The sequence below is a fragment of the Caballeronia jiangsuensis genome (assembly GCF_046030135.1).
Taxonomy (GTDB): domain Bacteria; phylum Pseudomonadota; class Gammaproteobacteria; order Burkholderiales; family Burkholderiaceae; genus Caballeronia; species Caballeronia jiangsuensis.
The window spans coordinates 41,662-66,397 of record NZ_JAQQDB010000038.1 but is presented as its reverse complement, the minus strand read 5'-3'; the positions used below and the strand labels follow the sequence as shown (position 1 = coordinate 66,397).

Annotated in this window: 21 protein-coding genes and 1 pseudogene; 10 read left to right on the top strand and 12 right to left on the bottom strand. The window is 58.7% G+C overall.

What is annotated here, in order from left to right:
* Positions 1-333: 333 nt before the first annotated feature.
* A complete protein-coding gene (locus tag PQR08_RS30315) occupies positions 334-540 on the bottom strand; it encodes an RES domain-containing protein (RefSeq protein WP_313761187.1) in 207 nt (68 codons plus the stop codon).
* A 112-nt stretch (positions 541-652) separates the two neighbouring features.
* Complete coding sequence (locus tag PQR08_RS30310) at positions 653-1,678, bottom strand: zinc-binding dehydrogenase (protein WP_250484811.1); 1,026 nt, start codon at positions 1,676-1,678, stop codon at positions 653-655.
* 161 nt (positions 1,679-1,839) lie between these two features.
* Here PQR08_RS30310 and PQR08_RS30305 point away from each other — a divergent pair, with 161 nt between their 5' ends.
* On the top strand, positions 1,840-3,852 hold the full coding sequence (locus PQR08_RS30305; protein ID WP_250484810.1) for an ATP-binding response regulator: 2,013 nt from the start codon (positions 1,840-1,842) through the stop codon (positions 3,850-3,852).
* Here the strand turns inward: PQR08_RS30305 and PQR08_RS30300 are convergent.
* Entirely contained in the window at positions 3,776-4,483 is a 708-nt protein-coding gene (locus PQR08_RS30300; RefSeq protein ID WP_250484809.1) for a response regulator transcription factor, read from the bottom strand. The genes PQR08_RS30305 and PQR08_RS30300 overlap by 77 nt on opposite strands.
* Before the next feature lie 209 nt (positions 4,484-4,692).
* Here PQR08_RS30300 and PQR08_RS30295 point away from each other — a divergent pair, with 209 nt between their 5' ends.
* Both PQR08_RS30295 and PQR08_RS30290 read left to right on the top strand, forming a co-directional pair.
* On the top strand, positions 4,693-5,046 hold the full coding sequence (locus tag PQR08_RS30295) for a hypothetical protein (protein WP_250484808.1): 354 nt from the start codon (positions 4,693-4,695) through the stop codon (positions 5,044-5,046).
* Between the two features lie 109 nt (positions 5,047-5,155).
* Positions 5,156-5,392 carry a hypothetical protein gene (locus PQR08_RS30290; protein WP_250484807.1) on the top strand — a complete coding sequence of 79 codons (237 nt, stop codon included), beginning with the start codon at positions 5,156-5,158 and terminating at the stop codon, positions 5,390-5,392.
* A gap of 337 nt (positions 5,393-5,729) precedes the next feature.
* On the opposite strand, the gene PQR08_RS30285 is transcribed toward PQR08_RS30290, so the two are convergent.
* The gene (locus PQR08_RS30285; protein ID WP_250484806.1) at positions 5,730-6,233 is read right to left on the bottom strand and encodes a ProQ/FINO family protein; all 504 of its coding nucleotides are present in this window, start codon (positions 6,231-6,233) and stop codon (positions 5,730-5,732) included.
* A 757-nt stretch (positions 6,234-6,990) separates the two neighbouring features.
* Here PQR08_RS30285 and PQR08_RS30280 point away from each other — a divergent pair.
* Positions 6,991-7,140: a hypothetical protein gene (locus PQR08_RS30280; RefSeq protein ID WP_238217871.1), complete on the top strand. Its 150-nt coding sequence runs from the start codon at positions 6,991-6,993 to the stop codon at positions 7,138-7,140.
* A 65-nt stretch (positions 7,141-7,205) separates the two neighbouring features.
* Here the strand turns inward: PQR08_RS30280 and PQR08_RS30275 are convergent, their stop codons facing one another.
* The gene (locus PQR08_RS30275) at positions 7,206-8,249 is read right to left on the bottom strand and encodes a DUF3616 domain-containing protein (RefSeq protein ID WP_250484805.1); all 1,044 of its coding nucleotides are present in this window, start codon (positions 8,247-8,249) and stop codon (positions 7,206-7,208) included.
* Between the two features lie 213 nt (positions 8,250-8,462).
* Here PQR08_RS30275 and PQR08_RS30270 point away from each other — a divergent pair, with 213 nt between their 5' ends.
* The 3 genes from PQR08_RS30270 (at position 8,463) to PQR08_RS30260 (ending at position 10,881) form a co-directional block, all read left to right on the top strand.
* Positions 8,463-8,990 (top strand): hypothetical protein, encoded by a 528-nt coding sequence (locus tag PQR08_RS30270; protein WP_250484804.1) that lies wholly within the window; start codon positions 8,463-8,465, stop codon positions 8,988-8,990.
* Positions 8,991-9,261: 271 nt separating this feature from the next.
* On the top strand, positions 9,262-9,966 hold the full coding sequence (locus PQR08_RS30265) for a M15 family metallopeptidase domain-containing protein (protein ID WP_250484803.1): 705 nt from the start codon (positions 9,262-9,264) through the stop codon (positions 9,964-9,966).
* 45 nt (positions 9,967-10,011) lie between these two features.
* Positions 10,012-10,881 carry a hypothetical protein gene (locus PQR08_RS30260; RefSeq protein ID WP_250484802.1) on the top strand — a complete coding sequence of 290 codons (870 nt, stop codon included), beginning with the start codon at positions 10,012-10,014 and terminating at the stop codon, positions 10,879-10,881.
* Between the two features lie 6 nt (positions 10,882-10,887).
* Here the strand turns inward: PQR08_RS30260 and PQR08_RS30255 are convergent, their stop codons facing one another.
* The gene (locus PQR08_RS30255; protein WP_250484801.1) at positions 10,888-11,829 is read right to left on the bottom strand and encodes a dienelactone hydrolase family protein; all 942 of its coding nucleotides are present in this window, start codon (positions 11,827-11,829) and stop codon (positions 10,888-10,890) included.
* 294 nt (positions 11,830-12,123) lie between these two features.
* Between PQR08_RS30255 and PQR08_RS30250 the strand changes: the two genes are divergently transcribed.
* Positions 12,124-13,890, top strand: a complete 1,767-nt coding sequence (locus PQR08_RS30250; protein WP_250484800.1) for an alpha/beta hydrolase — start codon at positions 12,124-12,126, stop codon at positions 13,888-13,890.
* Between the two features lie 13 nt (positions 13,891-13,903).
* On the opposite strand, the gene PQR08_RS30245 is transcribed toward PQR08_RS30250, so the two are convergent.
* Positions 13,904-14,146: a type 2 periplasmic-binding domain-containing protein gene (locus tag PQR08_RS30245; RefSeq protein ID WP_250484799.1), complete on the bottom strand. Its 243-nt coding sequence runs from the start codon at positions 14,144-14,146 to the stop codon at positions 13,904-13,906.
* Between the two features lie 861 nt (positions 14,147-15,007).
* Here PQR08_RS30245 and PQR08_RS30240 point away from each other — a divergent pair.
* A complete protein-coding gene (locus tag PQR08_RS30240; RefSeq protein WP_404978978.1) occupies positions 15,008-15,337 on the top strand; it encodes an NAD(P)H-dependent oxidoreductase in 330 nt (109 codons plus the stop codon).
* A 125-nt stretch (positions 15,338-15,462) separates the two neighbouring features.
* Positions 15,463-16,560: a hypothetical protein gene (locus tag PQR08_RS30235; protein ID WP_250484798.1), complete on the top strand. Its 1,098-nt coding sequence runs from the start codon at positions 15,463-15,465 to the stop codon at positions 16,558-16,560.
* Positions 16,561-16,562: 2 nt separating this feature from the next.
* On the opposite strand, the pseudogene PQR08_RS30230 reads toward PQR08_RS30235, so the two are convergent.
* From PQR08_RS30230 to PQR08_RS30210, 5 genes and pseudogenes are all read right to left on the bottom strand, one after another.
* Positions 16,563-16,763: pseudogene (locus PQR08_RS30230) on the bottom strand (ABC transporter substrate-binding protein); the annotation flags it as partial.
* A gap of 377 nt (positions 16,764-17,140) precedes the next feature.
* The gene (locus tag PQR08_RS30225) at positions 17,141-21,055 is read right to left on the bottom strand and encodes a hypothetical protein (RefSeq protein ID WP_408163363.1); all 3,915 of its coding nucleotides are present in this window, start codon (positions 21,053-21,055) and stop codon (positions 17,141-17,143) included.
* Between the two features lie 337 nt (positions 21,056-21,392).
* The gene (locus PQR08_RS30220) at positions 21,393-22,487 is read right to left on the bottom strand and encodes an AAA family ATPase (protein WP_238217861.1); all 1,095 of its coding nucleotides are present in this window, start codon (positions 22,485-22,487) and stop codon (positions 21,393-21,395) included.
* Complete coding sequence (locus tag PQR08_RS30215; protein ID WP_250484796.1) at positions 22,480-24,129, bottom strand: S1 family peptidase; 1,650 nt, start codon at positions 24,127-24,129, stop codon at positions 22,480-22,482. The genes PQR08_RS30220 and PQR08_RS30215 overlap by 8 nt, the downstream gene beginning before the upstream one ends.
* Positions 24,130-24,135: 6 nt before the next feature.
* A complete protein-coding gene (locus tag PQR08_RS30210) occupies positions 24,136-24,474 on the bottom strand; it encodes a trypco2 family protein (protein ID WP_238217859.1) in 339 nt (112 codons plus the stop codon).
* Positions 24,475-24,736 lie beyond the last annotated feature (262 nt).

Genomic DNA, 24,736 nt, shown 5'->3' with positions numbered 1-24,736 from the left:
GCGCGATATCGGCTGATTTTTAAGCGTTCTTGGCGGTCGCAGGCGCTGAGAGTGTCCCGATTTAGGAAGCTTCTTGCGCCGGCCAATCGGCACCTCCTGGATAGGCAATGCCGATATCGAACCGGTCAAGGAAGGCCGGAAGAGATGGATGATCGATCAGGGGGACTGAGGTGCCGTGTCTAATGAGACTTACACAGGGCGACTGATATCGCATTTGCGAAGCGTGAGCGAAAGTAGATGCTGTCCACGAATGCTTCGTCGTCGAGGAGGGCGGCACTCCATCTATTCGGAGCGAAATAGTTCGGTGTTGAGAACCTGCATGTCGAATCCCGACTACCACCGAGGTTCGGTGAGATCCTCAAGGCGCAGAGGGCGGGCGTTCTCCATTTCCAGTACGGCGACACAGCGATCCGTGATGGCTTTCTCATCAATGACGTGCGGCGTTTCTGCCTCGACACCTCGGAAACGCCCACGCATCAAAGTTTCGGCCATACACGCCTCGAAGGACGAGGCCGCATAGAGAACGTCGTACGAATGCACGAACAGTTGCGAGAGCCTTTATTGGGGTGGGAGCCTGTCGTTCCAGGCCTGACAGGATTTTAAAAGCGCGTTCCTGCACCTATCCCGACGATTCAGCAAAAGAACCACGAGCTTATACATGAGTGACTTTCAACACGACTTTGCCAACATTCCTGCGATCTTCCAACCACGCATGCGCGTTACCGGCGTCCTGAAACGGGAACGTGCGGTCGACATGGGGACGAATCCAACCCTCGTCGACGCCGTCAAGCAGTGATTTCATCCAGATCTGCAGCTTTGGGAATTCGTCCCAGAGATGACCGAGATTGACTCCGAACACGCCACGATTTTGGCTCATCAGTCCGAGCGGATGGAAGCATCGGGTTGCGGCGGCGAGCGCGATCAGGCGCAGCAGGCCAGGCAATTGCGATGCCGCAGCGCTGGAAATGCCGAAGATGCCGAGGCGACCTGTCGGGCGCAGCGCGGAATAGCTCTTCGCGCAATGCGCGCCACCGAGAGGATCGATGATCAGTTCGACGCCGGCGCCGGAAGTCAGCCGCATCAGTTCCGCTTTCCAGTCTCCGCGCGTGTAATCGATCGCGTGATGAAGGCCGCGTTCGAGCAGGAACGCGTGCTTGCCGGGACTTGCCGTGCCGTAGATTGCCGCGCCCAGGTGACGGGCGATGTCGATCGCCGCCAACCCGACGCCGCCGCCCGCGTTATGAATCAGCACGGAATCGCCGGGAGTCAGCGCGCCCATCACCACCAGCAACTGCCACGCAGTGAGGTACTGCACGGGCAGCGCGACGGCGTGCGCGTGATCGAGCGCGGCCGGCTTCGCAAATACGTGCGACGCAGGAACCGTCACGGTGTCGGCGTATCCGCCGAAGCGGACGAGCGCGAACACGTCGCGACCGAGCCATTGCTCGTCGACGCCACTACCGGTCTGATCGACCGTCCCCGATATTTCGTAGCCGACGACCATCGGCGGGCGCGGCGAATCAGGGTACAAGCCGCGCCGCGCGAGGATATCGGCGAAGTTGATGCCGCAAGCCTCGACGCGCACGCGCACCTCGCCGGCCTTCGCAACGGGGTCCTTCGCTTCACGCATTTCGAGCCTTTCAGGTCCGCCATGACCGGTGATCCACATCTGTTTCATGAGTCGTTATTCCTAAGGCGTTTCATTAACGTTGCGAGGGCGAGAAGTGCAGATAACGCGGACGCCTACCGCAATCGAGCTTTGTTGTCTATCTTGGAGACCAGGCTGCATCGAATGTAATGGATGTTCGATGCGACGTCGCCGCTGACGGAGCCGGTCAAATGGATGAGCGCGCCGCTTTTGCCTGGTGGAAGATCTTCGCGCTGCCCGAAAGATTCGCTCGCGGCACGGAAGACGCTTATCTGCTCCAATATGGAAAACGCTTCTACCCTCACAGGCGCGCCGCACTCGTGCTAGGACTGGCGACATGGATCTTGTTCTCCGGGTGGGATTTCTATTTTGCCCGTAGCAACCCGGCTTTCAATTCGGTATTGAAGCCGCTGCTGGCGTTGCGCGGAACGGGCATCGTCGTTTTGCTGATCAGTGTCGTCATCATCAGCTCTAGATTGTTCGAGCGAGAGTGGTTCGCGACGTGGTCCATTGCGCTCGTCATCCTAGCTATCTACGCGGTCAATCTCGCGATGATTTGGGTCCTGCCTCTGCCGTATGCGATGAACTACTACTTCGTCGGGCTGAGTCTGATTCTGATGTTTCTGTTCGGACTGACGCGGATGCGCGCGCGGCCTTCGATCGTTGTGGCTGCCATCGGTGCCACGGAAAGTATCCTGACGCTTTATTTCAAGCCTCACATCAGCGTCGAAGAGGGAATGCTCATATCAATGACGGGTTATTACTTCTGGGTTCCGTCCGCCTATCTCATCTCATTCATCGGGATCGGCAGCGTGGTTGCGATCGAGCTCGAACGAACGTCGCGCACCGATTTCAGAAGACAGCGGCAACTTGAAATCGCGCGGATGCAGGAAGAGAAAAGCAATGCCGAGCTCAAATCGCTGAACTCCGCGCTGGCCGAATCGAAACGCGATCTGGAGAACCGGACCGACGCGCTCGTCAGAAGCGTCGAGGACCGCAGAAAGCTGGCCGAAACGAGTAACAAGGAGAAGTCGTATTTCATCGCCGCCGCCATACACGATGTCCGTCAGCCGGCCACAGCCATGCTCACGCTGGTCCAGCCGATTTACGCTGCCATCGACAAGGGCAATCTCGCGCTGGCGCGCGACTGGGCCGCGAAGCTGCAGGAAGCCGGCGAGATCATGAACAAGTCGTTCAATGACGTGCTCGATCTTTCCAGGATCGAATCGGGACTGACGAATCCGGATTACGAGAACATCGACCTCGACGCGTTGCTCGAGGACGTGATCGCGTCGATGAGCGGCACGGCAGCGGCATGCGGCGTCGCGATTCACTACAAGGCGAGCCGGCGCGGCCGCCTTCTCGTTCGAAGCGACTCTTCCTTCCTTCGACGGATCCTTCTCAACCTGATCTCGAACGGCATTAAGTACTCGGATGTGCGTCGGGCACCGCGCGCAACGGTGATCGTTGGCGTGATCGGGCTGGAGAGACTTGCACGAGTCGATGTGGTCGATAATGGCATCGGCGTCGATGAGGCGCACTGGGACGATATCTTCAAGCCGTTCTTCCAGCTCGGCAATCCGTCGCGCGACATGAGTCGCGGCGCGGGCATCGGCTTGTCACTTGTGAACGCGATGATCGGCAGGCTGCGTGAGCATCGACTGGAGTTCCGATCGAGAAGGGGAAGCGGAAGCCGGTTTTCCGTGCAGCTTCCCATCGCCGGTGATGGCGGCGCGCGCTGGGCTGCGACCGCCTTCGGCGCGGACGTTTCCGTCGCCGAGCTCGCGGGACGCTATGCCCTCGTTCTAGAGGAGCGCGCCCTGATCCGCGAGTCGATCGTCGAGTGCTTGCGATCTTTTGGCCTCATTGTCGACGAAGCGGACTCGTTCGCCGATTTCATCGACCTGCTGCGCAAACTTGAAATGACGCCGGACGTCATCATCGCGGATCACGCGTTCGACAGCACGGTCAACGCCGCTGATATTCTCGCGGGTGCGCGTGCGTACCTCGAGGACGAAGTGCCGGTGCTCTTTCTGGCGGACGATCCGTCGACGCTTGGCATCGCGGACGCGCGGGCCGTTGGCATACTGCCCAAGCCCTTTTTGCCCGCGGATATCGTGCGAGCTCTCAATGCTCTGCTTGTGGCCCGTCCGGCGCCCGAGGCGCTGGAACAACGATGTTCCGCCGGGACACCTCCAGAATGAGTTCCGTGCGCCGCGCCACGCCGAACACGCGGAAAAGCGCCGGGTTATAGTCCTTCCTGATCGTCTCCTCGGATACGCCCATTCTTCGCGCGATGGTCTTGTTCGGCAGACCTTGGCACAGGTAATAGAGGACTTCGAGCCGCCGCCCGCGAATGCCGAGCGAATCGACGTCGCCGCCCTGCACGTTCACATTCGATGCGGGCGAATGGCCGCCTTTCCCGAGCGCCGAAGCGGGCAGGAAGACGCCGCCCATGAAAACCGTTTCCAGGGCACGCTCGAACAGGTTAGTGGCGTCCATCTCCTTGGTGATATAGCCCGCGGCGCCCGCGTCGATGCAGGCGAGAACTAGCTCGCGGTCGCGATACGAGGAAAGCATGATCGCGCGCGTGTCGATATCGAGCTCGCGCATTTTCCGCAGCACGTCGAGACCGTTCGCTGCGCCGCGAAGGTCGTAGTCCAGAAAGGCAATGTCGAACGACACATTCTGGATCGCGGAAATTGCGCTTTCGTACGACGATGCCTCGTGAATCTGCGCGCGCGGCGCCGCCATCTGGATTAACGCTCTGATGCCCGCGCGCTGCACGCCTTCATCTTCGAGAAGCAGCACTTTCAAAAGGTCCTGATTGTTCATGGCACCTGCCAGGTCCGCTGTTAGACGAACGTTCACTCGCTTGAAGCGTATCGCATGGATGCGAGCCGGTGTATCCGACAAATGTCGCATCGGCGTTCCGACAAAGATCGTGCTTGCGCTACGACACCTGCGGGATTTCGACGTCGCCTCGCGATGACCAGAATGAGTTCATCGACAGCGCGGTTGTCGATATTAACCGGAGATGAGAAATGAATGCTCGTATGTTTTGCGTCACGTTTTCTAGGAAGCTTATGGCAGCTTGCGCGCTCGGTGTCGCGATTGCTTCGACACATGCTTACGGCATGGAGGATAAGCGTGTACGGGTGGTAAACCAAACCGGTCAGCCCATCGTGGCCGTTTTTGCGTCTCACGATTATGATCAGGATATCGGGTGGAACCTGCTGAATATGAGCGAGCTTTGGTCAGGATACTTTGTAAGGATCAATCCAGACGACGGAGATCCTGGCTGTAACTACGACTTTCTGGCCCTGCTGAAGAACAGTGGGTTATTGAAACAGAGAGTCAATGCGTGCATGTCCTCCGAGATTGTTTTTCTTCAATAGAAACCATGTCGAATCTGCATTCGACTAGTCGCAGGGCAGGAGGCCGGGCCTCCTGCCCTTCGCTGACAACATGGATCTTATGCTTACGGGAGTGCAACGGAGGAGCCAAATGAACACGCCTGAAATGTCACTGCGGTGGGTCGTCGAGAAATGGCTCGCGCCATCACCTGTATCACCAGTCCGCGTCACGCAATTCACCCGCGGGCGCGAAACGGGGAATCGCTATGTTCATATCGAACTGGTTCGGCGAGATGGTCCGATTGGCATTTTCTTCTTCCGGCACGACGACGGTGAGTGGTATGTCTTCCCGCCGGAAAGGATTCGTCAAAGTATTGCAGGCTGCTAATCGCCCACGCCGGCGGATCCCGCCAGCAACGAGGCCGGGCCTCCATTCTTTGACTCTTGCGCGTCGGCAGATGTTTAAGTGCATCCGGCCCTGATAGTCACGGCGTGGAGATCTTCGATATGAGCCTCGCGATAGTCATCGTCCGGCGTGCCGTACCCTACGTCACGTTGCAGCCAGCACCGACGCTGCGCAGGTTGTGAGGCGAGCCGCAAGCGAGGCGCCGCCGGCGTGTCAGAAAGCCAAGTTTGACAAGACCTTAGTAAAACTAATGGTCCAGAGACAAATTACTTTTATGGCTAATGCAGTCGCACTCTGCAATTGAAAAGTGTTTTGAAGGTCAACGCGGTTGACCAGGAAGATCTCTCGGAATCTGCTCACGCCTGCGCGCGAGCCGAGCCATCTTGCGACTTGTGCCGTACTCTGCTTCGACAGCGGTGACAACGCCAGTCATTGCGCCGGTCAGATCCACGCGCGCATAGCCTTCGACGAGACAGGTCCAATAGCGTTGGCCGCGGCACCAGAGCTTCACGCCGTTACGAACGTTGCGCTCGCTAAGTCCAAGCAACGCCGCTCGGGAAATGTCGTTGCAGCGTGGTAACTGCGCGCGCGGCTGCGCCAGAAGACGTTCGCGGAGGCTTCGGTGGCTGCTTGATTTCCCGCACGACGTCCACTGACGGGACGTTAAGCGTGAAGCAACCTTTTTGCCGTTCGCGCCTTGGTTCAACTGCGCTTTGAGCGCAGCAAGTTGTTCGAATCCCGAGAGCAATCCCCGTTCGCCGGGAGACGCTATGGTACAGACGATCGTTGAAGAAATCGTCAAATCCATCGCGTGCGATTTCAACACCTCTCCGGAAGCTGTTCTGAAGATCTATGAAGCGAGGTGGGCCGAATTCAGCGAGCGTGCAGCGTCTTCGACTACTTGACCGTCCTCGTAGTCAAGCGATTACGGACGATCAGAAATCGGACTTCGATGATCGCAAGCCCGATGATGCGGCCGACGCACGACTAAATCAGGCGCCAAACCAACCGCCAAAAGATGACAGGGAGTTGTGCGGTCGCCCCCAGTGCGCCGAAGAGGTACCCGCGTCTGTCAGCTTTGCACGACGGTGACTCTGCTTCCCGAAAAGCACCCGAAGCGTCCGTGCCAGCGCGTAAAGACAGCACATGCGGCTTACGCGGACAGACCCTCCTGACTAGATGATTGCTGAAGCCACCGACGACCCGCTGCCAATCAACGTCGCGCTGCGGGCGATCGTGCGGGAGTTGCAGCGCTGGAAGCGCAACAGCGCAAGAAATCGCACGGACGCGCCTTTTTTGGGGCATCAATCTGTGCGGAACATTCATTTTCCCCGGGGATCGCGAGCAGACTCGCTTTCCCACTCCGATCCGGGCTTGCGACGCTCCTACGCCTGCCGCGCATTCCTTCTAGACAGACAGCAAGTCGCTGACCTTCGGTGATATGAATTTGGGGGAGAAGGCAAAGCCCCGTCAGCGCTAGAACTCCCTAACCCGCAAAAATGCAAGGAAATCAAGGACACCCTTATCCGGGTGCGCACGGCGTGCTGACCGCGCGCGCGATGGCCGGTTGGCGGAACGCGATGGGTGATACAAAGCCGGTTTCCCGCGTGTCGTTCGCGCGCTATGCAGCGGTCGTCGAATTGGCCGTCGATGGCGCCATCACGCGCCACCTGACGTCGGCGTGCAGTACTTCGGGCAGTACGGCGGCGGCGCGCGCGATCGCGCGTTGACGGAAAATCTGCTGTGTCGATTTTGAAGACGGCGTGATTCGCGCAGGATATGGTCAGCAAACCGATTAACGATCGATGGCCATGCCTCGGAAAGTCTTTCGCGCATCATTCGTGAACTTCTTGCTATCTTTGCCCTCTTTACACACGAAGTGGTCATCGCCGTCATCACTCAGAAGATAGAGTTGCCCCTTGCCGGCGATCTCGAAGATGCCTTCCGCATGAAAGTCGGGCGGCTCGATATCTTTCAAGTGCACGGGCCGCGCCTTGCGGGAACCGTTCCACTTGTAAATCGCAAATCGTGGTGAATCGGACGTGCTCTTTCCGTACGGACCCGCGACGATGAGATATTCGTTGCCGATGCGCTCGATACTGCGCACGCCGCGGCCGCCGAGATCGAGGCGAATTAGCTCGCCGAATGCGGGCGTGGCGCCTTTCTCGACAGTCGCCATTGGGTTCTCGAGTTCGAGAATGAGCGCTTCGTTCTTGTCGGTTAGCGGGCCTCTGAAACCGATGAACAATCCGCCATTGTCGGTAGCAGCGAGTCCTTCGATATTCAAGCCATCTCGCGTTTCGGCGGCGTGATAGGTAGCGTCCGCCAGTACTTTGAAGCGATCATCCGCTTTGAGCGCATTCAGCAATCCAGTGTATGGTTTCGCATCGATCGGCAGGGGCTTCGGCACATTGCCCGATGTATCGATGCTCGTTGCGAACAGGCGTTGCCGCGCAGGCCGAGGCTCGTTCTGATCGTTGGCGGCGTGTGATGCGATCCAATAGATCCGATTGCCAATCCTCGCGGCGCCTTCGAGATCGGACTCTTTCTGTTTGCCATCATCGCCGGCAAGGTACTTGCCGAGATTGACTTCGCCCTTGTACGCGGGATCGCCATAGCTATAAACGACGAGCGAATTGATGTCGTCATCGGCGACGACGAAGTAGCCCGATCCCAAATCGATACCCGCCGACGCATTGCAGATTCCCCGATATGTCGTGACAGGCTCCGCCAGAACTTGATTTGCAAGCGCGCCGAATGACCACGCCGTTAAAGCGATGAGCAATCGAAAGAAGCGAGGCAAACTCGCTCGCGACAACGTTGCTTCCCGGTTGTTCATGTCGATGGCCTGATTTTTCGTCGTTGATCGCGGTGAGCGGCGGATTGTCCACTCCGCGGAAGTCAGCGTTTCTGCCTGAAACTCGATGCGAACCGCTAAGCCAAGCGTAGACCATGAAACCGAATCGTCAAATGCTTAAAAGGCCGCAGGACGGACTCGCCATGCGGTCATCACCTAATTTGAGTGTGGCGATAAACAGGGAGGGGGGCGATCATGGAGCCTGTAGAAACGATCTTCATCGTTCTTGCGCCCGTTCTTCTGACCGGATGTGCGTCGATGATTTCGAAACCCGCCGACAGGTTATCGCGCATCGTGGCTGCGGAGCCGCGTGCGGAAAAGAGCCTGGATGACAGCGGGTTGCTGGCCGCTGCGCGGCTCATGCTCGTGGAAGAGCGCGTGCAGGAGTCGATCGCCAAGTGTCAGACATTCGCGAATAGGCTCGTCCTCTCGCAGAACACCGTCAACACGGCGGCCGATATTAAGGAATACGTCGATAAGTTGCGAGAATCCCCGCCCGCTAAGATTCGCGTTACGTCCGAGTACACTAATATTCAGGTGATTCACAACCGGTGCAATCTGGCACAAGCCGAGATCTTTATCGAGGAAACAGTGAAGGCCGCGTGCGCTCCCGCCCTCGGTCCGTCTCCGCCTAAACCGGCGCCGCGCCCAGCGCGCGGAAGAACTCCGCTACGGCTCCATCAACATGATCGGTGTACACCCATTCTCGCTTCGACTCGTTAGTTTCATGGGCAGCGACAATCGAGTAAGTTGTTACTACGGTCGATTCGTTCGGATGCCTTTAATGCACGCGTAAAACACTAGATGACGTTCGACTTTCCGTCGCCTATGCTTTTGACTGTCATCGCATGAAAGAAATGGGAAACGAATCCGTCAGGAAATAGAGCGTGGAAGTGTGCTCAAGTCACTCATGCAGTTGGAGGTTCAATGAAGACTCCGCTACTCGATGTCGATATCCCTTCCATCTACAAGAATTCCCAAGGGAACGCCTGACATGACAACAGCAATGGCTGGTATTGCCGCGGACTTATCCGCGCTTACAGGACGGCTCGTTCTCTCTGATCTCTTTCGCACATACGACATGCAGATGCAGGCGCATCTCGACTATGTCAACAAGAAGAAGCGAGCATTCAGTCCGCCACCCGGTGGCAGCTTTCACGAAGGGGGCCGCGCAATGGATCTCTCGCTGCCGGCGCTCAAGATGAGTCTGGACGACTTTTGGGTGTTGGCGAAGAAGCATAACGTCGTGCCGATCATCTCGCAGCCGAACTCGAGTCTCGACGAAGCGTGGCACTTCGAATGCAGAGGAAGCCATCAGGTTGTCATTGATTATTATCGCAACCGGGCAGGCAGCAACTTCAAAAGTCCCTATGCAGCCGGGGCAGCGTCCGCGATCCTCGCAATCGGCGTACGCGTCGATCAGTTCGGAAGCGCTCAGAAAGAGGCGCAATTGCAGGCGGCCCTGATCCGATGCGGCCATGAAATCGGCAATCTCGACGGCGCGATCGGCGTTTTGACACGCGCTGCACTCACGTCGCTGGGCCTCGCTGGCGCAACGCTGGATGATGCACTTGCGCATGTGGAAGACATCGCTCAGAAAGCGTTCCGCGGAGAGTACAAGGTGGTCGATCAATCGATACTGGCCCTGACGGAGCAATTGGAGATTAAATCTCCGGGTCACGTCGTTCTCGATGCCTGAAGAACGCGAGCAGATTCTAGTGACGCGATAAAGAGGAGCACAGCGATGAAGGTTGTGAGTTTTTCACTGGAAGAGGGCGCGAAGTACTATGGGTCCATCGACGGCAACCGATTCTTTATCGGCAAGCGCGTGCCTTATGCGGGAGGCAAGGGCCTGATGAACGTGAGCGGCAACGCCGGTCAGCGATACGACCGAGCCGAGTATCGTGAAAAATACAAATTCTGGGCAGACTTTATTCATCCTACTGCGATGGCCGAAGGCGCGCTATTCCACACGCTGAATACCTATGATCGCGCGCATTTCACATTTTCGTTCCTGCAGTTCGCCGCGCACGTTCCCAATGGCGATTTCGTGATTTATCTGCGCCGCTTGCTGAAGGAACTTCCCGTTCTCGCGAAAGAATATTTTCCTGACCTGGAGATCGTGGGTACACGCATTCATCGCGTGCGCGGCAATTCGTCGACCGAGCTTGAAAATGATCACTCAACAGCGGGGATTATCGACTATCTGAATCCTTCGTTAGCCGAAATAGAGGATACGGAAATTATCCAGGCGGCACGCTTTATTCATTGGGTGCAGAACGATGCAGCGCATCGTGCGCTACAGATCGACGTAGGGATCGATAACTTCAAGAAGGCCATGTCCGGTTACGCGTCGCATTACAAACTCGATGGCGCGGATGACATCGTGTGCTTGCTTGTCGCGGACATTCGTCATCAAGGACGCGCACACGACGCCGAAATTTTCAACGCGTTGAAAGCGGCCGATCCCGCATCGGAATTGGTAAAGCTGGGTGAGCCTCGATATCACGAGCGGCTGCTTACCATCAAGAAGGAAATCAAGCGCCTCAAAGACGAGGGAACGCTGGGCCGACATCGCTATAAGAAAGATAGGCGCGATTTCGTGCCCGTTTGAGGCGGGTCAGCTTGATCGCGCGTCGAGGTTCTCGTGCAAAAAGGCGACGACTCTCTGTAGTGCAATCCGCGTGGGGTTCGGGCGTTCATGATCCACCACATCGTACTCGCAGGCGTCGTCGAACTCGGTGGTGAGAACAGCGTGCGGAAAATCGTCCGACCCAGGATCGTCGTACTCATATAGGGTGGCCGTGCTGCCGAATATCTTTCTTATACGCTCGACACGCTCGTGCGTGCTTATGAGATCATTGGTAAAGCGTTGCACAAGGATCGGCACGCCATCGCGCGCGCATCGCCGCGCTGCGGTTTCGATATCCTCATCGGAGATATTCATCTCCTGCATCCACGGACCTTCACCCTGTGTTGCCTTGCTCAGCACGTACCGAAACGAGATAGGAATCGCCGGCTGCGAGATCACGCCGGCGTGCGTTCCCGGTTCGATCACCATCGGAATGACAAATGCGCCAGTGAGACACATTCCGATTACGCCAATGCGTGCGTTATCGTTCTGCTCGCTGAGGCAGCGAGCGAGCGCGCGGAGCCAGTCACAAACGGGTGCAGAGCGGTTCGATTTAAGATATGCGAATTCTCTGCTGATGCACAAGCCAATGTAGTTGCCGACCGAATCACTCGATAACATTGGGCCGAAGAGCAGCGGCGCGTGCACACAGAAACCGTGCTCGACTAGTCTGTCGAGGAAATTCACCGTGCTCTTGTCGAATCCCGGCAGTTCGTGCATCACGATGACGACATGACCCGTGCCTTTCACGTAGACGGCGTGTTCATAGGCGCCGTGGTTGAAGTTATACGCGCGAAAGCCCAAGTCCTTCATTCTTGGATCGGGGGTGAAAGGCGCAGCGCATGAGGACGTCGCTCGCGTCTGACTCGCGGCTGCAATCGTGCTGCTCGCTGCAATTTTCATGAACGCTCGTCTGCTTTCGTGCACCATGATCGTCTCCGCAAAGATCAGATTCTCTTTCCTTGAAACAATAGGATATCTATATAAAATGAATCACATCGTGTTTCTACCGATTGAACTCGAAGTGACTTTGGATGAGGTATCCTATTCATCATAGGTATTGGGGTATTGCAGCGGTTAATTAACGGGTCTTAATGGCTTGATGCGGCTGTATTGAGATTCGATCTGCCCGACTCGTTTTAGTACTGCTGAATGGCCAGCTTCAAATAACGGCGCGGACGCGCTGCCCGGGACAATGATTAATCTTCGGAGGATGTCAAAACCATGCGCGCTTCTGTCCTGTGCATACTCGCAACTATCGAACTGGCCGCATGCAGCAACCTTCCTACGGCGCTGCATCAACAGGAGAAGGCGTTCTCGATAGACTCGGAGAACTCGCTGCAGTTTCATACCGTTCTCTACTATCCGAAAGGCGAAGCATTGCATTATCCCGGTTATGTTCTCGCGCTGGAGAAGAGCCCGCGAAATGATATCAATGGCGCGGGCAAGAAACTCGTGGTTTCGAACGCAAAATATCTCGAAGGCGAACGCGATGGCGTCTTTCTGGCTCATAACACCCGACAAACGATAGACGAATTCCAGAATCGGGACCGCAAGTCGCTGTTCATTTCGCACATCATCAAATACGACAGGCCGGCCGCGAAAGACGTCACGACCACACTGATCGATCAGTGCTTTCTCTACAATTCCTTCGAAGCTCAGGATCCGGTTGATGTCAATGCGAAGTGGGAATTCAAGATGGTTCAGAAGCTGAGCAAGGATACGGTGTTGGACCGCCATGGCATCGCGTGGCGCCGTTGTCCGCTCTATCAACCTGAACAAGTCACGCGCGTTCCGGGCGTCTGTACCGCGCGCACCAGGAAGTCCGAAACGGCGGTTAGATCGGGAAACGTCGAGATTCTCAAGAACCAGTATCAGAGCGCGGCCCCTCGCAACTACGTCTACATAAACGGGCTGGACGCCTTGAAAAAGCTCGAGTGCGGAATGGCATCGCATCTAAGAGAGGAGCGCTACTCGCATGTCGTCATCATCGTGATGGGATGGAATACCTCTCAGGACGAGGCCATTAGAAACTTTAATGACATCATCGGAAACATGATCGAAGCAGCCCGGCAGGAAGAAGGTGAGGGTAAGGCGCTTTTTCGGCCTCTCGTCGTTGGCGTGACGTGGCCGTCGATGTGGACAAATAGTTTCTCTAATGTATTCAGCTATCCGAACAAAGCGGATGATGCGGATGAAGTTGGACTTGTGTGGCTCAACGTCGTCGTCAATCGGACGATTCCACAATTGCTGAAGCAGGTAAGTTCGACAATGGCACCCAAAGTGGTGCTCATCGGACATAGCTTTGGCGCGCGCGCGGCCATGCGTGCACTGTTTAGCGGTCCGCTTCTCGCTCAGGACAAAGACGCGAAGGAGCCCATCCCCGATCCGCGTGTCGATCTGGTGGTCGCCCTGCAAGGCGCCGTGAGCATCAACCGATTCGATCCGGAGAAAAGCTGGGAAGGCGCGCCATATCGCGACTTCCAAAAGATGTGGACGCAGATTGTGATGACAGCTGCGAGCGGGGATGGCGCGACGAGTCTTCCGTTCTGGTACAGCCCGTCCGGTGCAGCTTCGACGTGGAAAAAGAAGTGCGGCGACGACGCTTCTGCGAGCACATTCGAATGCATGAAGACGGTCGAATACAACGCGCCGGCGACATCGGATTCCCATTCGAAACACCTTCCGTTCGATCTCTGCTTTGCCGACGATAAAGGCACGTGTCCCGTTACGCTCCCGCGTCGCGATGGCAAACTGCTCTACATCGATACGAGTGCAGTCGTGACGACGTATAACAGCCCGGGTACGGGCGGAGGGGCGCACAGCGATATTTATCGAATGCCGATGGGCGCGCTGCTGTGGAAGCTGACGGAGGCCTATGCGCCGAACCCGTTGACTCCCGACGATCTCTGTGAGCCCGATACGTTCGAACCGTCCGCTCAGATGTACAAGGACTGCACGCAGGAAGCAGAGCTTCTTCCCCCGGGCTGACGAAGGGCGTGTGTCACCCGCCAGCAGCGTAGTCGCCACTTCCCGCACCCGCGCACCGACAAAGCGCGCGGCCTGCGACAGCGGCCGCTTCCACGTGAAGCCCGAGCGCGATCGTCCGCTTGATTGCCGGACGTCCGATGCGCGCCGCCGACAGCCGTCCGTTCTTCTGCTCTTCGCGCACCGCCAGTTCGGAGAGAATCGTAAGCGCGGCGCCGCTCGTGGCGACTTCCTTCGCGGTGAGTGTATCCACCCTCATGACGATGTTCAGCGTCGTGCCCTCGCGCGCAAGCCGACATTGGCATCCATGGTCTCGCGCAGGCGCGTTCTATGCGATTCGCAAGCGCGGCGATCACGGTCCTGAACTTCTGGAAGCAAGAGATCGCCGCAGAACCGGGGCGCAACAACTTGACATCTTGTTCAGGGACGGAGAACCTTCGACGGTGGATGCGTTCACGTACATAAACTCATCGGGCAATCGAGATCAAGCAATACGACGCGTGAAATTGAACAAGAAGGGATCGGGACGAGTGAGAACGAAGTGATGGAGACGGAGAGAGCGAAGTGGAACGCGTAGGCCGGCGAGACAGCCAGTGGGATGAACTTCGCTACGACGAAAAGCTCGAACTAGCCGTCATCGATGCATTCGAATCGTTGTCTGCGCAGGTAGTCGTGGCGTGATTCGCTGAAGATGGTGCGCGCGTTATTCGGACTCGACGCATTTTTTGAAGAACAGCGAGAGAGTTGAAATTCCTGCGTTCTATTTCTTCGAAATGACAATTGGGCGCGTCTCGGCAGCCATGCGCGTTGGGATAAAAAAGCTGAGTTCACACTCGAGTCTGAGACAACGCTTGCAGCTCGCGTACGCTTCCCCCTGCCGTCCATCAGTTAAACTGAAAGTTTGCGGTTTGGAGGCTCAAAGGTGGGGCAATACAAGCCCCACTGCTTTGAAAAAGAACGAAAGAACAGCATACGACGAACTGTATGAGCCGGGCATCCCTGCGGCGAATGCTGGCATCTATCGATGCGCGACTTGCGCCCATGAGATTGGCATCGCCAAAGGTCATATACTTCCGCCGCAAAACCACCACCTGCACTGGCCGGAACTGGGCAGAATTCGATGGCAGTTATAGATATTCGCTCAAGGCTGAATCCTCCGCGGCGATGGAGTTCCCTTGCGGGAGCAGCGAGAGAAGGAAAGACGTTTCGTTATACCGCGAATGGCCCCGACGGATTGCTGAGGGGCAAAAAGGCGGTGCTGGTTCTTGCCCATGCCGGAGCGTACATCCCCGGCCCATCCACGTCGATGGACTTCATCGGCACCTATCTCAAAGCGGTGCTTCGGTTCATCGGTACCACGGGCGTGGAGATCGTGCTCGCAGAGGTTTGGGGCAGCCGCCCAAGCAGTACATTCCGCGCAGAACCATATCGACGCAATAGAAGCGTCTAGGTGCGCTTAGGCCAAGCGCTCGGTTCGTAAGACCATTGAATGCTTGATTTTTATATTCGTAAACCTACGATTGACTAACCGGTGCGCCGTAGTCGCTTATGAAGAATCAGAAAAAGGTGGCTCACATGACGACGACAGAAAAAGAAGATTCTCTTGAAGGCGTCAGCACCCGGCCGGGCAGTGTGAGCCCCTATCGACGTCTCGGCTGGCTGCTTCTAGCCGTCGCTGTACCACCGCTACTGTGCGCCTGTCCAGCCTCCGTTCAAAATAGGGCGTACAAGGATTACCGGCCCGCGCCCCTTGTCACCAAGGGTGAGCCGATTGACAGCGAGTACGATAGCTTGGTTGTCGCACTAGTCCAAATGAACTATCTCAGTCCGCAATGCTTCGGTGATCCGTCGTCGGCGCAAGCCACGCCTCTGGACGCCGGGATAACTTCCGGGCCGGTCCGCTCTTCAACGCCGACGGCCGCTTCGGCGCCAGTTGCTGCTTCAAGTGCCGGTGCAAAGGAGTTGCAAGAAATCTACAGGCAATCCTGCCTTGTGCAGCGGAACTTCATCGTCACAGATCTCATGTCCAAGTCACGCGCGGCTTGTGAAGCGCACAAGGCGACGATTTTTGGCAATGAGGCATCCTGGAATATCGCCCTTGGCACCCTGACTAACGTCTTCACCGGTACGGCAGCGGTGGTCGGCGGGCCCATGGGAAAAAGCATCCTTTCCGCTCTGGGTCTCTTCTCCAACGCCACACGCTCTTTGATCAACGAGGAGGTCTATCAGAAGCTCCTCGCGCCGGCAATCGCCGTAAAGATCGATGAAATTCGCACCGCAAAAGCGAGTGATATCAGGACTAAATTGTCGGGCAATTCCTCTACGACGTTGAGCGATTACCCCATGCAAACTGCGTTGCTCGACGTCATGGAGTATCACGACGACTGCTCATTCATGCTTGGCCTCCAGACGGCGCTCAGAGAGGGGACGGGTAGCAGCATCAATTCAAAGTACGCGGTGCTGAAGCGAACTGAGCAAGACCTTTCTTCGGCGATAGACCTACGAACAACCACAGTCAGGAGCAATGCGCCGAAGGGGGCAGATGACAAGGCGATCGACGCGCTTCTTAACTCCGATAAGATGCTCATTCAGCTTAACACCCGCCTGACCGCAGTCGGGGCCCAGCTTCAGGCACTTGAGGGACTCCAGGCCACACAGACGGGCGGGAACTGACTGAAATTCAAAATCAGCAGCACATCAGCTTTCGACGCTGCAGCGTTATTCATGCATCCAGAGAACTCCTTTTCCGACAGGGAGTGGTGACTTTTTCCAACGTGCTCGACGCATTTTTTCTGCGAAGACTTGCTTGGCATTATTGAGCAACCCTTCGCCGAAGACGTACTGGAGGTGATGGTGTACCACCGCTTGGCGGATGGATCCTGCAAGGCGACGTGGTGGAGCGATTTGTACGGGGAGTACGCATGCCGGGCTTTACAACGTCGTAGCGTCCCAAACCGACCGAGAAGATCGCTGGCTTAAACTTAAATCGCAATCGGGTCGCTGCTACTCTTGGCAAGAGGACTCAAACTATTTCGTCGAACCTCCATCCTTCGGCCCTTTTGTCTTGATGAGTCGCGCCGTATCGGTACGAAGTGCACGCGTCCCTGAGAGCTTTGGATTCGCTCGAGGACCGTCTCATTGGAGCGTCGAGCCGGTAGACCGGTGAGGTTACGCTCGGGTTGGCTCATTCGCCGATGCGCCTGGTGGGGCGACGGTTCATTGAGCATATGCAGGGGATGCCTCGCCGCCAACGTCAGCCATGCATGCGCGATGGCGCAGCGCCCTTCGGACCGAGGACGCTTTCCCGGTTTCGCGCGCGCTCGGCGAGTCGATGCGTTTCGCGCTCCGCAGCCTGCGCGAGGGCATTGCCGAAGTCGGCGCCCTCGTGCATCAGCCAGTGCCGAAAGGCGTACGCCACGAACAAGCAACTCGCGCTGCCGATGATCGACGTGATCACCGCTGCCGGCGACCGAATCCCTGCGCCGACCATGTAGAGGAACCAGCACAACGAGGCGGTCGCGCACGTGAGAACACGGGCGGACGTTGCGATGCGGCCCAGCATAAGGACGGCCGAGATCATGATGAGCAGGAAGCCGTGATAGCCCATCGACGTATTGGACGCGATCGTCAGATCGACGAAGAGATCGGTTCCGTTCGTCGACAGGGCGAGAAACATTAGAAGGCCGAGCATCGTGAACAAGGGGGAAGCCTCCTTGCTTCTGCCGGGGATATAGGCGTTGCAAAGACGTCGAGAGATCGCGTAGGCCAGCAACGTAGTCAACGGCGACACCGATCCGAGCGAGGTCTGCAGAAAATCGAGCCATGCCGGCGGTGAGAAATCAATCTGCGCCCGTGCGGCGGCGCCGCCGGTCAACGTGTTGAACCACACGACCGGCCGAAACCAGTCCATCGGCAACATGCCTTCGCGCAGGAGCGCAACGATCAAGGCGACGACTGGCGCAGCCACCAGAGCCGACACCACAACTGTGCGGCGAACCTGCGTCAGGCCGAGCGCCACGGCCGTCCAGAAGATTAGCGTCGGCATCGTGAAACTGACCGACGGAGCGTGTGACTTGTCTTTGACGACGATACTCACGCCGAACATCAATAACCACAGCAGCAGATGCGAAAAACGGCAGTGCGGAAGACCGATCACCATGTTGCGGCACCAGGGCCGGGCGACGAACAGGTACGCCGCGATGCAGCAGCCGGCGAGAGCGGGGTCCGCGCGTAACAGCGGCGAACTCGTCGTGAAGAAGAGCGGGGCGACGCCGACGATCAGCACAGTAATGGTGCCGCGCCGTTCCTGGCTGGCGAGGTAGACGGCGATCGGCAGCGCCAGCCATTTCAGCTGGAGCACGCCGGCGGCGCCGAAGTCGAAGCGCAGGCACACGATCCACAAGGCGATTACGAGATAGCCCTGTAGACGGCTGTATCGCGTGGAATCGAACATTCGCAGTCCTTCCACGACGGCTCGCCAACTAGTCGATCCGATCAGCATGGATGCGCGCGCAAACGGGACATTGACGAAGGCAACCAGCAGCGCGAGCGGCAGGACCGCGAGGTGCATGGTGTGCGCCTCGACGAGGCCGGTGCGAATCGCGAGCGGCCCGACCAGCTTCACAAGGACGAGCGAGGTAAGCGCACCGAGCGCCGCGCCTATGACGGCGACCAGCGTATGGAAAGAGGGCAACCGACCGGGGCGCTGCATCGCGAAAGGCATGCACAGCGTCAGCACCGGCAACACGATCGACAGCGGCAGAATGGCGAAGTAGCCGAGATCGGTCCAGCTTCCCGACGGCGACACGAGGCGCGCCGCAACAATGAGCGCCGAGCCCAGAGCCGCCGCGGCCGCGCATACACCGAGCGCGGGACGAATGTCCGCCTGCCTCACGCTGGATATGCCGTAGACGCTTCCAGCATGTGCGCCGATCGCGCCGAACAGCAGGGCTACCGAAGACGCCGTGCCGAAGCCCGCGTCGGGGATCATGGTGACCAGTATTGCGGGCGCGTAGCCCATGAGCGCGCCGGGCACCGTATGCAGCAGCATCGTTCGAGTGCTCACGTCGCAGGCCGGACCCTGCAAGAGGGCGATTCCGAAGCCATATAAAGCGAGAAACGGCTGCACGTACGGATCGACATACGGAAACTGACGGTAGCCGATGACCCAGACGGCCCCGCCGAGCCCCAACCCGATCAGCAGAAAGGCGGGCATGGTGACGCCTCGATCCCACGAAATCTCGGCGGAGAGGGGCATCAGATCGTCGGAGAGTGACGGCGCCAGCGCCATCGCCAGGCACGGGAGCATCAGTCCGCACAGGGCGACCAAGACGAGCAGCGGCGAATTCGGCATTTGACCTACCCAAATGCCGAGCATGGCGAGCGTGGCGAAGATGAGCGCGACCGGGGGTGCAATGCCGAAACGACCCGGCGAGGGCCTTCTGAGCGAATGCCCGATGCCACCGATGATTCCGAGCAGGAGGATCACCGACATCGCGTTCCAAAGCACGCGCCAGTTCCTGAATCCGATTCCGCCGGTCAACTGGTCGAACCATGCCACGCCTAGCCAGAGCAACGCCGACGTCGCGAGCGCGATGTTCCTCGCGCGTTTGCGCTGCAGTTCCTCGCGATACGCCTCCGGCTTGAGCGAATCCAGCAACTCCCGCTTTAGCACGAGTTCGATGTCGGTCAGGTCGTCGCCCTTGAGGAAATGCAGAAATATGCCGTCGCGCCGTGCGCTGACGATTTGCGTCTTTCCCGGCCGGACGATCTCCACGGTTTTGCCGTCTCCCGACGGCCGTTTCGACGCGGGCTTGAGCCAGTGGTTGTACATCTCGCGGGCCCGGTCGAGTTCGACAGGGGACAGCGTGCCCACCAGGTCGCAGCGCAGCCATTGCGGAATGCGCCCGACGCGAAACCACGGCAACGCGCACAGTGTCGCGTAATCCGCTTCGTCGAAGGCGGAACGGCCGTCTGCGCCGCGCAAGGTCGCCGCGACGTGCAAGGTCAGGTCCGGACGCAGTTCGGGAAAGAGTGCGAGAACGCACAGGAGTTCGAACAAGCGCGGCGACAGATCCATCTGAATGGCCTGCATGACGGCATCGCGATCGTCGCCGGCGGGCGCGTTGTCGGAATGCCAGCAGGGCGCGCGACCACCGTCCCTCGACAATATGCCGAGGCGCGCGGGAGGACGCAACAACAGCGGATTCACGCCTGCGACATTCGCGCGCAGCATTTCGCCGAGCGCGATCACGCCCGCGGGAGACGCATGCAGAACGCGTATACCCGCCATCGCGACGCGGCGTTCGCGCCAGGACCAGCGGCGCGGCGAGAGGGGCGTCATCACCACCACCCGGCGCCAGTCTTCCAGCTCGTAGACCCAGGTGCGGGGCAGGCCGGACATCGGATCGAGCAGGCAGTCGACGTCGGCCAGCAGGATCAGCACGTCCTTGTCGTAACGGGAAGCCAGATCGGCCAGTGACACCGGCATCGGGACCTTCGAATCGGTGCGCAGCAGGAGCGGGTCCGTGTCGAAACGATAGAGCGAGTAGGGGACGCCTTCTTTCGTCAGGCGCTCTCCGATCGCCATGGCGATTTCCGGGAGGTGATCGCGGCCCGAGCGCGTTTCTACCAGGACGGGGTAATCGGGCAAACGTGCCCGATTACCGAAAAGGAGACGTGGAAAGCCACCGGCTTTTGCCGTCGCGCGCACGCTCGCACACACGTCCGGCGTGTTGCTGCGCGTGACGCGGTAGGTTCGCATGCCCTGCAGCGCGTGCCGCAGACGACTGGACAGTTGCGTCGCGTCCTGCTTTGCCTGCGCGCTCGCACCGGCGCGCCTGACGAGATCCTCGCTGTCGAACAGGCGCAGCTTTTCTCCGGAGGTGTTCAGTTCGATGCGTTCGCCGCCGGATTCCGGCCGCCGCTCGAGCGCAGCCTCCTGCTTCGGCCGCGATCGCAGAAAGAGCAGCCACAACAGCAGCGGGATCACGACGATTGGCGCGGACTGGGTGAGGCGCATCGCAACACTGTCCGGAGGCACGGGCGTGGCGAAGGAGGTGTCCCCGCGTGCAACCTCTGTGCGCGGCGCCCCCAGGCGGTGATTGTCTTGTGGCGGTCCGGAGTAGATGATGAGCGCAATGAACAGTCCGAGCGCAATTGCCGCCATCGTCGCCCAATGCGGCCACAAGAGGTTCGATTGTGCGGGTATTATCGCAGCGGGCTGTTTCGGCGATGGCATCGTCACCTGAGGCTGTTCAAAGAACACCCTCAGGCGCTCCTCGAGAATCGCCTGATGACGTGGCGTCGTGCACAGAATGGGTCCGAACCAGCGCGCGACTTCCTCAAGACTTTGCGGCGTGCGACCGCTTTCGGCGAGCAGGCTCAGCAGGTCTGCGACGCGTAAGGCTTCCGCGACGCCGATGCGAAACTCGCTGGCGCGCAGAAAGCGGATTAGTTCGCCTGCGTCCGCGTTGGCGATTCGCTCGGATAGCGAGGCGGACGATTCAATCGGGCCGTCCAACTTTGCGCTCCCTGATCCAGTCCGTGATGGTCCGCCTTGCGGCGAGACTGTCGACTTCATTCTTCGCCAGCACCGGAATCAAATGCTCGAGCGTTTCCTGCGAGACGAACGACTCCCTCGGCTGCAAATGCTCGATCATGCTCAGCCATTGCAGCAGCTCGGCCGTGCCCGGGCGTCGCTGCATGTTCGTACGCAGATCGGCGAACAGCTTGAGCAATTGGCCAAGCGATTCGTCGTCGATCCGTTTGGGACTGAGGCGACTCGCGATGATCGCTCGCAGTTCGCGGTCGCCGGGAAATGCGATGTGGTGATACGCACAACGACGCAGGAATGCCTCCGGCAGGCTCTTCTCACTGTTGCTCGTGACGATCACGACCGGACGCGGTGCGTTTCTGGGCAGCTTCACGCTCAGGTTGAATTCCGGAATCGCGAATGACATGCGGTCGAATTCCTCAAGCAGATCGTTGGGCGTGTCGCGAGGCGCCTTGTCGATTTCGTCGATCAACACGACGACGCGCTCCGAGTTCTTGCCGCGATGCGAAGGCAGCAGGTCAGCCACAGTCGGCACTCTCCCGTCGAGCGGCCCGAAGATTTCTTCGAGAATCTGCTCGTCGCCGCGCAAGGCCGCGCCGCTGCGGCTGATGAGTTCGACGTCCGCCGGACACGCTCGCAAAATCGCCTCGCCAAGCGGGCGGAACGTGAGATATTCGAGCAGCTTGCGGCGTGTGCGTCCCGCTTGCGAGTCCCGGAAGATGCCGACCTGATCGATGTGATAGAGCAAGTCTTCGCGGGTCGAATCGGACTTGACCTGCATCTCCAGAAAGCGGTCGTCGAAGCGTTCGTGCGCAAGCGCCGCGGCCAGCGTGGTCTTGCCGGTGCCCGGCTCACCGGTCAGAAGCAGCGGCTGACCCAGCATCAACGCAACGTCCACCGCGTAAATGAGTGCGGTGTCCGGGACATAGTGACCGTTCTCGCGTAGCCTCGGCTCCAGCGGCTCGGGCAGAGTAGGTTCCGGCTTGCGTTCGCTGCTGCCGGTAAAGAGCGGTTCGTGCAGGGGGCCGACGAGTGCTTCAGACATAGCGAATCTCCTTGGCGAGCTTCAGCACCATGTTGCGGACATCGCGCAGGAAGAACGGACTTCTGAACTCGTCGTGCAGATGTGTTGCGAGTGAGGTGATGTAGTTGTGCTGCTCGCGCGGCAAGGTGTCACGCAATGTCGACAGCCAGTTTTCCAGGTCGGAAATGGCGCATTCGGAGAGCTCCGACAGCGCATGAATGCAACCGCAGTCAGCCCCCTTCGTGGCTTGCTTGATCCATGCGGACGCCTTTTTCTGATCGCCCTTGACGAACAACAGGTGAACGGGCACGCGATCATCGCGCGGGACGAGTCGCAACCAGAATTGCGCCCAGTTCTCGAGCAGCGCGGCACTATGCCGGCCGAGATCGGACTGCGTTAGATCGGAGGACCAGAACAGGCGCGGGCGCGTGTCGTCTGACCATAACTCGATACACCGTTTGACGAACTCATCTTCGCTCTGCGGTTCTTCGTCCCAAGGCTGCTGCATCGCATTCCAGAGCTGCCCGCGCATGTAACGCGTCGCTTCCTCCACTGAATCCGCCGGAGAGGCCCAGACGATGTTCGAGGCAGCCACAGTGTCGCCAGGCCAGCTGATCTTCTTCATTGTGTGCTTGCGCAGCCGCTCGACCAGCAAATCGGGCGCGTGCTCGGGACGGTCCGCGCCCGGCAGAACGAGCACCAACGGCTTGGGCCGAGCCGGTTCCGACGGAACATTGGCGAGCCCGCGTTTCGCATCAGCGTAGCGGCGAATGACATCGGCTTCCTGTCTGCTGCGGTCGAGCAGGCAGACTCGGTCGAGGATCGCGGGCGGCTCGAGCACCGCGCCCTGCGCAACGGCGTCGCCATCACCGAGTGCTGTCGCGATATCACGCTGCGCGCGATTGCTGTCGCGAGACACCGCGCGCATCAGGAGTGCCTTGGTTTGCAGATCGCGCAGCAGCGGATCCAGGCGCATTGCCTTGAACTCGTAGGGCCATTTGAGACCGGATATAGTCAGCAAGCCGATCAATTCAGGAACGCTGTCCTCCGTTTCCTCCTCGTCGATGAACACCGCGGAGCCAGACATGCCGGACCAGTCCAGCGCCGCTGCGAGGCGAGGGTCTTCGTGAAGCCTGTCGAGCCGCGCTTCCTGAATGCCGATAACATCGCTCGTCAGATAATCGCCGGTCTGACAGATTCCGGTGAGTTGCTTCGTGTCGCGTCCTCGCTCGCCGGCATCGCGGAACACCGGAAACCCGACTGCACTGACGCGCGTGACGGACCGGGGATCGCCATCGGATTCCACCCCCCGGCCGAGCAGACGCATCAACGGCCGCTGCCACAGGCGCGAGCTGCTGGCGCTGATCGACTCGGCTCGAATGCGTATCAGCGCCAGATCGCAATCGCGCGCGGGGTCGAACTCGGCGAGTTCCTTCCGGCTGGGCCATTCGGGTTCGGCGGCGGCCATCTGAATCTTGTTGTTGCGCATCTCCACCGTGCGCACAAAAATCTTCGCCTTTAGAATGGACCGTGAATTCTTCTCTGACACGAGCACATGGCGTGCGGTGAGGATGTACCCGTCGCCCAGCAGGAGGCCGCTTCCGTACGGCCCGGTGGGCGCGCTGAAGATCTCGGTGACGCGGTTGAACGGCAGAATGGACATGTCCGCTCACCCATTTTTCAAAGGGTTCTGCTCGGTGGAATCGCTAATCATCGCTTCGGCATTGTCGGGGCCCATGACGGGTTCTAGGACGAGCTTCAGTCGATGCGTTGCCGCGTTTTCATAGGATCCGGACGCGCCAAGTTCGACCACCCAAAACTTGACGCCTCCTTTACCTTCACCTTTTTTGGTGATGCCGATTGTCATTTCGAGCTCGATCGGCTTGAGCCGGAAGCGCAGATCGCTGTTCTTGCCGCGGGCGAGCGCATCCATAAGTTCGGCACGCAGATCTTCGATCGCGTCGGCAAGCGCGACCGCGCCGCTCAGAGTCGTTTGATCGCCGTCCATGGTTCTCGCCCTCGAAATTTTGACCGGATGATTTTCGTAGTGCACAAAGCCCGACTACTCAATTCGGATAGCGAATCAGGCGGCTCAGGATCTTTAATCTAGTTCAGGGAATCTGGAATTCAAGTCACAGGTCAAGCTGATATCGGCCATGTTGACGAGCCGAAAGATCGCACCTGCGTTCGGGACGATTTTTCGAATGCGCGTGCCTCTTGTTACTTCGAAGCAGGCTGTAGCTCGACAGGCGACGATTCGCCTTCCCGAC

What these genes read in the sequence shown, in the direction of transcription:
- PQR08_RS30255 (WP_250484801.1), bottom strand. Translation starts at nt 11,829, where the DNA reads ATGGTGCACGAAAGCAGACGAGCGTTCATGAAAATTGCAGCGAGCAGC.
- PQR08_RS30245 (WP_250484799.1), bottom strand. Translation starts at nt 14,146, where the DNA reads ATGAGGGTGGATACACTCACCGCGAAGGAAGTCGCCACGAGCGGCGCC.
- PQR08_RS30290 (WP_250484807.1), top strand. Translation starts at nt 5,156, where the DNA reads ATGAACACGCCTGAAATGTCACTGCGGTGGGTCGTCGAGAAATGGCTC.
- PQR08_RS30240 (WP_404978978.1), top strand. Translation starts at nt 15,008, where the DNA reads ATGGCAGTTATAGATATTCGCTCAAGGCTGAATCCTCCGCGGCGATGG.
- PQR08_RS30225 (WP_408163363.1), bottom strand. Translation starts at nt 21,055, where the DNA reads ATGGCGGCAATTGCGCTCGGACTGTTCATTGCGCTCATCATCTACTCC.
- PQR08_RS30215 (WP_250484796.1), bottom strand. Translation starts at nt 24,129, where the DNA reads ATGTCCATTCTGCCGTTCAACCGCGTCACCGAGATCTTCAGCGCGCCC.
- PQR08_RS30310 (WP_250484811.1), bottom strand. Translation starts at nt 1,678, where the DNA reads ATGAAACAGATGTGGATCACCGGTCATGGCGGACCTGAAAGGCTCGAA.
- PQR08_RS30235 (WP_250484798.1), top strand. Translation starts at nt 15,463, where the DNA reads ATGACGACGACAGAAAAAGAAGATTCTCTTGAAGGCGTCAGCACCCGG.
- PQR08_RS30300 (WP_250484809.1), bottom strand. Translation starts at nt 4,483, where the DNA reads ATGAACAATCAGGACCTTTTGAAAGTGCTGCTTCTCGAAGATGAAGGC.
- PQR08_RS30250 (WP_250484800.1), top strand. Translation starts at nt 12,124, where the DNA reads ATGCGCGCTTCTGTCCTGTGCATACTCGCAACTATCGAACTGGCCGCA.
- PQR08_RS30260 (WP_250484802.1), top strand. Translation starts at nt 10,012, where the DNA reads ATGAAGGTTGTGAGTTTTTCACTGGAAGAGGGCGCGAAGTACTATGGG.
- PQR08_RS30275 (WP_250484805.1), bottom strand. Translation starts at nt 8,249, where the DNA reads ATGAACAACCGGGAAGCAACGTTGTCGCGAGCGAGTTTGCCTCGCTTC.
- PQR08_RS30295 (WP_250484808.1), top strand. Translation starts at nt 4,693, where the DNA reads ATGAATGCTCGTATGTTTTGCGTCACGTTTTCTAGGAAGCTTATGGCA.
- PQR08_RS30265 (WP_250484803.1), top strand. Translation starts at nt 9,262, where the DNA reads ATGACAACAGCAATGGCTGGTATTGCCGCGGACTTATCCGCGCTTACA.
- PQR08_RS30280 (WP_238217871.1), top strand. Translation starts at nt 6,991, where the DNA reads ATGGGTGATACAAAGCCGGTTTCCCGCGTGTCGTTCGCGCGCTATGCA.
- PQR08_RS30305 (WP_250484810.1), top strand. Translation starts at nt 1,840, where the DNA reads ATGGATGAGCGCGCCGCTTTTGCCTGGTGGAAGATCTTCGCGCTGCCC.
- PQR08_RS30220 (WP_238217861.1), bottom strand. Translation starts at nt 22,487, where the DNA reads ATGTCTGAAGCACTCGTCGGCCCCCTGCACGAACCGCTCTTTACCGGC.
- PQR08_RS30270 (WP_250484804.1), top strand. Translation starts at nt 8,463, where the DNA reads ATGGAGCCTGTAGAAACGATCTTCATCGTTCTTGCGCCCGTTCTTCTG.
- PQR08_RS30210 (WP_238217859.1), bottom strand. Translation starts at nt 24,474, where the DNA reads ATGGACGGCGATCAAACGACTCTGAGCGGCGCGGTCGCGCTTGCCGAC.